This is a genomic window from Propioniciclava sp. LT432 (genome assembly GCF_059515965.1).
Genome location: NZ_JCAKNE010000056.1, coordinates 1 through 10,544 on the forward strand (window position 1 = coordinate 1; position 10,544 = coordinate 10,544).

A 10,544-nucleotide genomic window follows, 5' to 3' on the forward strand; every position below is an offset into this window, starting at 1 on the left:
TTGATGCTTTATGCCGACGTCTGGGTTATGCCGACCTTGGTGGCGTGTGACCTTGTGAATCCCGGTTTGTCCGGGGCGGTTGTCGGCATAATCAGAGGGTTTCGAGCCACGCGAGGATGTCGGCTCGCGGGGTGTACATGCCCGGGGTGACGTGGGGTGGTCTGGTCTTGTCGAGGGCGTCCTCCTTGAGTCGGGTGTCGGCGTGGAGGTACACGTCGGTGGTGGAGGTCTGCTCGTGGCCGAGCCACAAGGCGATGACGATGATGTCGACGCCGGCGTGGAGGAGGTTCATGGCGGTGGTGTGCCGCAGGGTGTGGACCGTGATGTGTTTGCCGGCCATGCTCGGGCAGGACGTGGTGGCGGTGTGTACGTGGGCGGCGAGTCGGTGTTCGATCGCGTCACGGGATAGCGGGGTGCCGTGGGGGCCGGGGAACAGGGCGGTCCCGGGCCGGGTGCTCCGCTCTTGAAGGTAGGCGCGCAGTTGGTCGCCGATCGTCGCGCTGAGCGGGGTGGATCGGTGTTTGCGGCCCTTGCCTTCGCATTCGACGTACGGGCTGGTCCCGGTGTGGATGCTGCTGGTGGTCAGGGTGATCAGTTCACTGATCCGCAGCCCGGTGCTGATCGCCAACGCCAGCATCATCTGGTCACGTCGGCCGGTCCAGGTCGTGGTGTCCGGCGCGGCGAGCAGGGCTTCGGTTTCGGCCTCGGTCAGGTAGCTGAGTAGGGGTTTCGTGGTCTTGGCGGGTGGGATGGCGAGGATCTGACGGATGGAATCGGCGTGTTCTGGGTGGTCGGGCAGCGTGTGGGCGAGGAGGACGCGGATCGCGCTGAGCCGGGCGTTCCTGGTCGCTGCGGTGTTGGAACGGTGGGTGGTGAGGTGGTCGAGAAAGCCGGTGACGGTGCCGCGGTCGAGGTCTTCGAGCCGGAGCTGGTCGGCGCTGGTCCCGGTCGTGACGCTCAGGTGCTTGATCAGGAGGCGCCAGGTGTCGCGGTAGGACGCGATGGTGTTCGCGGCCAGGCCGCGCTGGGTGTGGACGTAGTCGGTGAAGAACGCCTGCAGGACGGTGGCGAGGTAGGTCATCGTGAGTCACTCCGTCGTGTTCGTGGTGTCGACGCGGTGGGCGGCCAGGGCCAGCAGTTCCGGGACGGCCTGGACGTACCAGTACGTGTGGGACGGATCGGAGTGGCCCAGCCAGAGGGCCAGCAGACCGAGCGTCGCAGCCGGGTTACCGGCATCAGTGGTGTAGGCGCGGATCATCTGCCGGGTCGCGAAGGTGTGCCGCAGGTCTACCAAGCAGGGGGCGTGCCCTTCCCAAGTGATGCCGGTCGCGGCCCGGATCCGCTGGAAGTGGTCCTCCACGGTCGCCCGCTGGTAGGCCTTGCCCCGGGTGGTGACGAACAGGGTTCCCTCCAGCGGAGGTGTCGCGGCTTGGCGGTGCGGGCTGGCCAGGTAGCCGGCCAGGGCGTCGAGGGTGGTGGGGTGCAGCGGGATGAGCCGGTCGGGACCGTGCTTGTTGGCCCGGATCAGCAGGGTGGCGTCCTCGACGTTGATGTCGCCGAGGCGGAGTCGCACGACTTCGCCCGGCCTCATCCCGGTCACGGCCAGTAGGGCGATGACGGCGGCCATCGTGGCCTGCACCAACGGATGGGTGAACGCGTGCGGGCAGGCATCGATCAGTGCGTCGACCTCGCCCTGGGTGTAGATGTGGGGCCGGCGCCGGTCCCTGGTGGTAGGCAGCACGTTGGCTGGCGGCACCTGGACGTCCAGGCCGATCGCATGGCAGTAGCGGGCCAGGCCGCGGACCGCGCTGAGGCGTTGGCACTGGTAGGAGTTCTTCAACGAGCCGTCCCCTTGCGCCCAACTCAACGCCTGCGCCACGCTAAAGGACGTACCCGCGTGGCCATGGGCCTGCAGCCATTCGAGGAAACGTCGGGCGTGGCGTTCTTCCTCGACGAGCCGGAATCCCAGCGCCCGCCGCTGGGTGAGGTACACCTCCAGTACCGTCCACAGGCCAACATCGACCGAAGGGGTGGTGGTCATGGCAGGCTGCCCCAGGAGGGCGCCAGCGGACGCAGCGGTGTCATGTCGGCGCGGGCGTAGGTCATCGCCGAGGCCGGGTCGGCGTGGCCGAGGAGTTCTTGGACCTGCCGGAGGGTTCCGCCCCCGGTCAGGACTTGGCTGGCGACTGTGTGTCGAAGACGGTGGGCGTACACGCCGTCCAGGCCGGCACGTCGGCCGTACCTGAGGACGACATCCCCCACGCCGGCCCGATGCAGCGCCGTCAACGGCGGCAGGCAGCGGAGGAACACCGCCCGTTCACCGCGATCGGCGCGACGGACCCGGAGGTAGTCCACCAGCGCCTCGCCCACGTCGACGGGCATCGGAAGGACCAGAACCCGGCCGCCCTTACCAACCACCCGCAACGAGGGTTCGCGCCAGTTGAGGTCGTCCAGCCTCAGCCCGGCGACCTCACCGACACGCACGCCTAGGCGGGCCAGCATGACGATGATCGCCCAGTCCCGCTTGCCCGCCACAGTGTCCCGATCGACGGCATTCTTCAACGCGGCGACTTGGCTGTCGGTAAGGCCTTTCGGCAGGCCGGCCCGGATACGACGCGGCGACAGGACCCCGTCAACGATCCCGTCCCGTATCCACCCGTTGGCTGCGGCCCAGGTGAGCAGACCACGGAGCAGAGCCGCCCTGCTCTGCGCGGTGGAGGAGGAGTAGCCGGCCACCACACGCACCAGGAACTCGTTGACCATGACGACGTCAACACGTTCCCAGTGGAGGTCCCCGTCCTCGTCTTCGACCAGCGGCAGGAAGCGTTCCCCGATCTGGCGGGCCTTGTAGAGCCAACTGGCACCCTGTCCCTCTTCGACCTCCAGGAACCGCAACCACGCGGCAAGACAGGCTTCTGCCGGTCGCAGCGGCGCCGTGTCGACAGGCGACGGTTTGAGGCGTCCGGTTTCCTGCAGGAACCTAACGACGGCCGAGACGTTCTCGTTGGCGGATCGATGCTCCGGGTGGCGTTCGTTGTCCCCTGAGACAAGGCCGAACACGCACGCAGCGTCAACGTCCGCAAGCTCAACACCAGCAGCGGCCAGCCATGCACCGAGCCGAGCCGCCGCCCGCACCAGGTTGCGCTGTGTCGTCGGTGCGTACCCCTCCGTGACCAGCCAGTCGATCAACTCGGCCATCACCGCGGCGAGCGGACCAGCATCACGACGAGGCCAGATCCTCATCTGCCCACCAGCAGCCGCAGGCCCCTCACGTACCAGATCACCCATGACCCGTCCTCCTCCCATCAGGAGAAGGTTGGACCTACAGGATTATGCCGACAACCGCCCCGGACAAACCGGGATTCACAAGGCCACACGCCACGAAGGTCGGCATAACCCAGACGTCGGCATAAGCCCTGAAATGCCGACGTCGGCATTTCAGGGCTTCGGTGCCGCCGTTGCTGGCGCGTCCGGTGTCGAAGTAGGCCAGGAAGGCGTCCTTCCACTGGCGCAGGGTCCGACCCAGCCGCGCGATCTCGGGGATGGGACACGTGGGGAAGCCGGCGACGACTTGCTCGGCGAGCTCGCGTCCTCGAGCCGGGTCGGGGTGGGCGTACGCGGCCCGCACCTTCTGGGCGCACTGCCAAGCAACGTAGACGGCGTCGTGCCGCTCATCAGCGCCGATGGCTGCAGTGAGGCGGGCGTGTTGCTTGTCGGTGAGCCGCTCGGCCGCACAGCGGAGGATGTTCCGGATCCCGTAGAGCGGGTCGCCGGACCGGCCCCGGTGGCCGTGGATCTCCTGCTGGACGCGGCGGCGGACTTCATCGACAGCCCGGCCGGCGAGAGCGACCACATGAAAAGCGTCGAGCACTGCGGTGGCGTCGGCGAGCTTGTCGTCGATGGCGTTCTTGTAGCCCCGGAACGGATCCAACGTGGCGACTTCCACACCAGCCTTGAACGTCTTGCCGCGTTGGTCGAGCCACGTCTTGTACACCGTGCCCGAGCGGCCCGGCACGAGGTCCAACAGTCGCGCGTGGACGCGTCCGTCCTTGTCACGGGTCAGGTCGACCATGCCGGTGAGTTCCTTCGGGCCGCGCCGGCGGGGGCTGACGTGGTGCCACAGGTGCTCATCCACCCCGAGGGTAGTCACGCCGGCGAACCGCGACTCATCGGCGGCGGCACGGGCAAGGATCGGCTCGATGCTGGTCCACACGGTCCGCCAGGTGGTGCCCAACTGGCGGGCCAACCCGGCGATGGAGGCGTGCTCGCGTCGGACTTGTTCGGTCGCCCAGCGGCAGGCCCGGGTGGTGAGCATCGCGCGGGGCTTGGCGACCTGCTCGTCCTGTTCGGTGAACACACTCACCGGACACGACGGTTCGGGACACGACCAGGTGCGCTTGCGCCACCACACCACGGTCGGTGCGCCGAAGCAGGGTGTGTCGATCAGACGCACGGTCCGTCGACCGTGGGAGCCGGCCACGACCCCGCACGAGGGGCAGCCCATCACCGTCAGCCTGGACTCGACGGTGATCTGCAATCGGCCCGGGTCGCGCTCGACCCCGATGACATGGAGGCCGGGAAGGCCCACCAGCAGGTCGCAGCGGTCGCAGTAGGCATCGGGGGCGTGGCAGCACGTCGTGCAGCCCGTAGGCTGGGTCATCGTCGAGGTCCTCGTGGGCAGGGAGTGTGGTAACTCCTGATCCTGAGGGCCTCGACCCCTACCTCAGCCCACCAGCCTCACCCGGCGTGTCGCACTCACCCCCACCGCAAGTACGAAGAGCCGGCAATCGGGGTGCGAATCTCCACAGTGCCCCGCCACAGCCCAGCCGCCGATACTGCCGCGAGCGCACATATCGGCACGTCCGCTGGAGGCCTGACGAGTCCTGCAACGAGCACGGAGGCGCTCAGAGCGAGGCCGGTGGTCGCGATGAAGACGATTGCGCTCAGGGCTGCTCGGGGCCGAGAGAACAAGGCGATGAGCAGGCCGGGGATCCAGAGGACGGTGACTACCTGCAGGAACCGGTCGAGTAGGAGTCCGGGCAGGGTCAGCGGATCCATGGCTGGAGCCAGCCAGAACATGATTGCCACGACGATCGCTGGGATCAGCAACAAGATGGCCAAGGTGCGCTCCCCGATCGAGGTGCGCCAAGGTGCGCCCACGCCTTGAGGACTCATGAAGGATGTGTACCAGCCACAGCCCACCCCAGACCATGGGTAGCTGGCCTCCAAGGAGGCTTTCCACCGAGTGACCGCGACCTCGCCACGCACCACACCTCGGCGGGCGGTGGAGTATTGGGAGTCGGCAACAGGGCTTCGGTGCAGGCACAGCCGGTGGCTGTCCCTCTCTCTGAGTTTGGGCGGGATTCCCCGAGGCGCGGCATGAGCGCGCATGCCTGTGCGGCGCCCACGGCACGCCGCCATCATGTAGTGGAAAGCGCCACGGCTTCGGGTTGAATGGACTAGTGACCCACCCTCCACCTCCCGAGCCGGACCCCGACTCGATCGTTCCCCCTGCGCTGCGACCGGCTCCCCTCCAGAAGCTGAGGCGGTGGCCAGACGCCAGTAGGCCTGACTTGATGTGTGAGATCAATGGGACCGTCTACCCAGCCGCGGACGAATTGGACGGCGAGGGCGTGCAGTGGTGGATCGATTTCATCGAGATCCGGATGAGCGCGGCACGCAACTTGGTGAACAGCGTCCTGGCTGCCGTGGTCGGCGCATTCTTTGGTGCGTCTGCGGCGCTGGTGACTCTTTGGGTCACCGAGACACCGTGGATCGCCATTACCGCAGCGCTTGGCTTGATCGCATTCGGGATCTCGTTGGGCTGGTATCTCCTGTACGACGCAGAGCACCACGCGCTTGAACAACGCTGGATGCTTTACCGGCGCAGGGGGAGGCAGTTGGGCCTGTGAGCCGGATCCAATGTCGCAAGATTAGAGCGCCGTGTGCGGCTGTGAGTGCATTGGACTGGCGACTGAAACAACGCCTCGATTCTCGGCCGCCATGCTCCCCACCGACCGCACGGCGTGGGTAACGAACGGTGGCTAGCTTTCTTGGGAGTTCCACTTCGTCACATTTTTCGTGCCCGCCAATAAGTTCCACCACCGCTCAATCGTCTTCAGCAAAGTCCCCTACCTAGAAGATGCTTCTCCTCTGAATCCGGGGCTACAGGTTTGCGTCTCGGGCGGAGACCCACGACTCCGTCGACCCTGCGGTTGTCGATGTCGATTCGGAGCATCGCCGTCGGATCTCACCGAGGAGGTCCGCCTCAAGCCTGTTGACTGGACCGTCGATTCGCGCAACAACCTCAGCGGCGGCGATAACGTCGTTCAGGTCTCCGTTCTCGGCACTGAGGCGGCTCCAGACGTCGTCCGGATCAATCTCGACGACCTGAGCGAGGTCGGTGTCGTCGAGGGAGTGATGTTCGTGCGCGAGTCGAACCAGGTCACGCATCAGCAGAGCCTCGTCATCGGAGCGCTTCTCGTCGGCAACGACGACCAGCCAGGCCACCCACAGCATGAGACTTGGGTGCTGGCTGCGAGTGACCAACCGCTCGGCTGTCTCTCGGATCCGGGCTTCGTTGCGAAAGACCTTCTTGGCATGCTGACCGGCGGCAACGGTGGACCAGTGGTTCAGCAGGACTGCGAGGGGGATGCCGAGCAGTGGGATTCCGATCTTGATGATGTTGCGCTGGAGCAGGAACTTGCCGACGATTGGCAGGCTCTTGACGGCCGTCAGGGTGGGGCCAGCGATGAACTTCTTCACCAGCGGTCGGACTAGGGCCGGCACACCCTTCATGACGCCCTGACGCAGGGTCTCGCCACCCTTGATCGTGAACGCCACCGTGATCAGCTTCCAAAGATCCTCAGGATCTGAGGTGTCGATCCGCAATCGATACAGCACCGAGATGTCGTAGGCGAGCCGCAATTGGAGCTGCGAGAGGTACGCGACGTCCACCATGACCGAACTGATCGCGGCCGGCACTGCGATGGGGGATGCGCCGCCGAGAGACCCCAATGTCGCCGCGATCGCGCCGGTGTAGGCGCTCGCGGAGAGCCCACCTTCGATCGCCGCGTAACGCGAGGCCAGTCTGATCCTCTGGTCGACCACTGCGTCGACGGGCACCCCTGGGTACTTGTCTCTGAAGTACGCCGCGTCGACCTTCTCCTGGTAGCTGCCAAGTGAGAACGTAAGGAGCTTGGGGAACCAGTTGCCGCCCTTGATGTCGTCCATCGTCAAGCCGTGAACGAACTTCGCGAGCAGTTCACGCTCCTTCGCTACCGCTTCCTTGTCCTCAGGAGATGCCTCGCCCACGTCCATGGGCTCGTCACGATCGGGCGGAGTTGTCTTCATACAGTGAGGATGACAGGGCCAGCTGACAACTTCAGGGGATTGAGGTTGTGCGCGGTAGACCACGTCCCGGTGGCATCCTCGACTCGCCTCAAGCGTTCGCCGGGTCGCACTGGCATGACTCCGCCGTCACGCACGTCAGCAGGACCGGGAAGTCTGCGGATGAGTGTGTTCCGGACACTTGAGCCGTGGCGTTTCGGGATGGTTGGATCCGTGCATGCGCGCGATGCCGGTCGACGAGCGTGACAGCTTGTGGGAAATTCCTACGCCCCGATTTCGGGTCTACCTGCACGGAAGCCAGAGCGACGCCACACGAGGCTGGACCGCCACCTACGACCTCATCGGCGCCGACATCCGCCAGGCCATCGATTGGGCTCAACGCCAGGCGTCGGATCGGCTCACCTACGCAGTGGCCCTCGACCATGACGACACGGAACGCGAACGCCATGACCCAGGGCACGGGCGAGGCCTGATCTGGCTCGTGGGTCGGGATGGGAACGACATCCCGAACGATGGAGAGCTGCTTGACGCTCAACAGCGAATGCTGAGACGCAGGCACGACCCCGTGATCATTCCCGAGCGCGACCGGGCGCCGGCAGAACTCGATGAAGAAACTACCCGACTTCTAACGCCCGGCGGCCAGTTGCGGATGTTCGCCACTCGGCGAGCCAAGTAGATCGCCATGGCGCGGCGCGCGGGACATGGGGCACACGTGCGGGACGATGAGCGGATGTCGCCATCGAACCCACCCGGAATCCGCAAATACTCGTCCGAGATGACGTTAGTCGTGTCCGTCGCAGACGCATACGTACTTCGTGCCGCGGACCTCCCCGGGTCGAGCAGCCACTCCACCCGCCGTGCCACCTCTACATCGTCTCGTCTAGGCCACGCATGTCGATCGATCCAGCGTCGGTCGATCTGACGGACACGGCCCTTTCAGGCGTGTTGCGGCTGCAGCGCGGCGGCGACTACGACGAGTACCCGATCACGGTCACTCATCCATTCGGGGCCGGAGCTGAATGGCAGAGCAACTGGCCCCACGAGGAGTTCGCGATAGTGGATGCCAACGGCGAGTTCCTTACCTCCGGACCGGTAGCGCTGATGTCCGAGTTCAGACCCACAGGCTGGCCGAGGGATGCAAGTGTGATGAACGTCCTTTACATTGGACAGGCCTTTGGCAAAACGGGAGAACGCACGGCATGGGACCGCCTGGAGTCGCACGGGACCGTACAGAAGATTCTCGCGGACCGGTCTCAGGATAGAGAGGTATGGCTGTCGCTACTGACGATCTTCTCGACCCAGCTCGTCACCGAGTTCCTCCCACCCACAGGAGACGAGGTGATGTCTGACGCTGAAGATGACGCACACATCCGTCTCGTCACGGAGAAAGTCGCTACTGAGGGATTTGCCGACCACGAGGCGGTTTCACTCGCGGAAGCAGGGCTCATCCGCTATTTTCAGCCGCAATACAACGAACGCCTCAAGTACAGCTTCCCAGCCCGAAAGCAGGTGCCTTTGGAAACTGCACGATCCCTCGACCTGCACGGCTTAGTCATTGAACTGCAATCAGAGGCGTCCGGCTTCCTGTACGAATCAGAGTCGCGAAGTGCGGAGTGGTTGCACTTCGCCGGGTTTGCAGTTCATCTCGATGAGGATCGGTCGCTAACCCTGACCCTCGCCTCCATCGAAAGCGTTCTGCCTCATAAATCAATTAGCCCCGACTAGAGCTTCTGAAACTCTGTCAAGGCCATTGCAAGCCGTGTGTGCTTGGGGACGGAGGGAGCCCTCCGCAGCGGAGGGGTGCGTGGGCTCCCCGGCTAAGGGGTCGCTATAGCAACCGATTGCCCAGTCTTAGGCAACGCGCGCGACGGCAGGCTTTGACCCCAGACCAGACGCAGTGACCGCGTGTTGCGGTCTGTGTCGGGCCGCAACCACGCGGCCCCAATTGCGCGTTGTGTCACCACTGGAGCTGGCCACTCGTCTCGATCTGGCAGACGTACAAGGGGGTCGCGAGCACTCCATAGGGGGACCAAACATCGTCGATCGGATGTACTACCCGAACGGTACGTGCCAGAAACTCTGAATATCCCACATACGTAAGCTCATGGCTTCTGGCACGGTGGAGTTCAGCGATCGTCTTGATCGAATCATACATGAATGGGTCGACATCCAGATGCTCACTTCTTTGACCCCAGGAACTTTCGGATTCATCGCGATGCTTGTCATCTCCGTCCGCCTCCACAGCTGTCGCATCAGGGCCGATCCGTACGGACTCGATTTCGTCCAAGAATGCCAATATCCGCCGCTGCAAGTAGTAAAAGTTGGAATTCATCCCATCGATTGCTGGTGGGCCTGATGGCTGCATGTGACTGGCTGAGCCGCCGAGCACAAAAGGCCCGCCTTTCCGAGATTCGCCGCAGAACAAAACGGTATCACCATGTGAGCCGGAACCAGCGAATCGGCTAGGTAGCACGATAGACCATAGGTCCGCGCGATCACGAACATATGGCTGAGGCTCCAGCAGAGAGCCAGGAGGCTCGGATCGCTCAATAGCCTCTTCAACTGCGCGCAGCTTTTCATACATGCTTGGCTGGGCGGCGTCCCGTTGAACTTCATGACCCGCGGACAATACCTTCAGGTCGAAACCGATTTTGGTGGAGCGGGTCGAAGGCGACATGTCAAGCTGGCTGTACAGCATGTCGACCTTCGCCTTGGACAAGTAGTGAAAGTATCGGGTCATCCGCATGTGCTTAGTCTCTACTACCCGGCCCCTGCGGCGCTAGGCGCAATCGGACAGGCGGATGCGAGTCGTAGGCCGGGAACGCGCCACGGGACGATGAGGTCACCACCCAGCATGGCCGGCGTCCCCTTGAGCCTTGTGAGGCTTGCGTCGGGCGCCGGCTTCAACTTGACACTTGAATTGGCACTTTCGGCTACAGGCCGGCAATACGCCCAGATCGCTCAAACTCTCTTCGCTGTTCGAGGAAGTCCGAGGCAAGCGTGGCACCTTCTTGGCGTAGAGTGACGTGAGCGGGCCAACCTCCAGCTAGATCATCGCCATCGGGGATTTGGTACAGCAAGGCGTCGCCGCGTTGCCAGCCGACCTCGCGCAACTCAGCTGGGGTAAGCGAAAACGCGTTCCCGGCCATCCATGATGTCAAGGCCCCGAGAGCTTCCCTCAGGGATCGAAATGC

10 protein-coding genes are annotated in these 10,544 nt (G+C 64.4%); 3 read left to right on the forward strand and 7 right to left on the reverse strand.

From position 1 onward, the window contains the following. Positions 1-91: 91 nt before the first annotated feature. The 5 genes from AC5YDV_RS19195 to AC5YDV_RS19215 all read right to left on the reverse strand — a co-directional run bounded on the left by AC5YDV_RS19195 (position 92) and on the right by AC5YDV_RS19215 (position 5,121). Entirely contained in the window at positions 92-1,081 is a 990-nt protein-coding gene (locus AC5YDV_RS19195; protein ID WP_496184455.1) for a tyrosine-type recombinase/integrase, read from the reverse strand. 6 nt (positions 1,082-1,087) lie between these two features. Continuing rightward, positions 1,088-2,041, reverse strand: a complete 954-nt coding sequence (locus AC5YDV_RS19200; RefSeq protein WP_496184456.1) for a tyrosine-type recombinase/integrase — start codon at positions 2,039-2,041, stop codon at positions 1,088-1,090. Then, a complete protein-coding gene (locus AC5YDV_RS19205) occupies positions 2,038-3,288 on the reverse strand; it encodes a tyrosine-type recombinase/integrase (RefSeq protein ID WP_496184457.1) in 1,251 nt (416 codons plus the stop codon). Before AC5YDV_RS19205 ends, AC5YDV_RS19200 begins: the two co-directional genes overlap by 4 nt. Before the next feature lie 34 nt (positions 3,289-3,322). Then, positions 3,323-4,660 carry an ISL3 family transposase gene (locus AC5YDV_RS19210; protein ID WP_496185136.1) on the reverse strand — a complete coding sequence of 446 codons (1,338 nt, stop codon included), beginning with the start codon at positions 4,658-4,660 and terminating at the stop codon, positions 3,323-3,325. Between the two features lie 95 nt (positions 4,661-4,755). Then, a complete protein-coding gene (locus tag AC5YDV_RS19215) occupies positions 4,756-5,121 on the reverse strand; it encodes a hypothetical protein (RefSeq protein WP_496192564.1) in 366 nt (121 codons plus the stop codon). 455 nt (positions 5,122-5,576) lie between these two features. Between AC5YDV_RS19215 and AC5YDV_RS19220 the strand changes: the two genes are divergently transcribed. Continuing rightward, the gene (locus AC5YDV_RS19220) at positions 5,577-5,912 is read left to right on the forward strand and encodes a hypothetical protein (RefSeq protein ID WP_496185138.1); all 336 of its coding nucleotides are present in this window, start codon (positions 5,577-5,579) and stop codon (positions 5,910-5,912) included. A gap of 253 nt (positions 5,913-6,165) precedes the next feature. Here AC5YDV_RS19220 and AC5YDV_RS19225 read toward each other — a convergent pair whose 3' ends face one another. Then, the gene (locus AC5YDV_RS19225) at positions 6,166-7,353 is read right to left on the reverse strand and encodes a hypothetical protein (RefSeq protein ID WP_496185139.1); all 1,188 of its coding nucleotides are present in this window, start codon (positions 7,351-7,353) and stop codon (positions 6,166-6,168) included. A 214-nt stretch (positions 7,354-7,567) separates the two neighbouring features. Between AC5YDV_RS19225 and AC5YDV_RS19230 the strand changes: the two genes are divergently transcribed. Both AC5YDV_RS19230 and AC5YDV_RS19235 read left to right on the forward strand, forming a co-directional pair. Next, the gene (locus AC5YDV_RS19230) at positions 7,568-8,026 is read left to right on the forward strand and encodes a hypothetical protein (protein WP_496185140.1); all 459 of its coding nucleotides are present in this window, start codon (positions 7,568-7,570) and stop codon (positions 8,024-8,026) included. Positions 8,027-8,241: 215 nt separating this feature from the next. Continuing rightward, the gene (locus AC5YDV_RS19235) at positions 8,242-9,075 is read left to right on the forward strand and encodes a hypothetical protein (protein ID WP_496185141.1); all 834 of its coding nucleotides are present in this window, start codon (positions 8,242-8,244) and stop codon (positions 9,073-9,075) included. 232 nt (positions 9,076-9,307) lie between these two features. Here AC5YDV_RS19235 and AC5YDV_RS19240 read toward each other — a convergent pair whose 3' ends face one another. Beyond that, complete coding sequence (locus tag AC5YDV_RS19240) at positions 9,308-10,096, reverse strand: DUF7019 family protein (protein WP_496185142.1); 789 nt, start codon at positions 10,094-10,096, stop codon at positions 9,308-9,310. Positions 10,097-10,544: the final 448 nt, after the last annotated feature.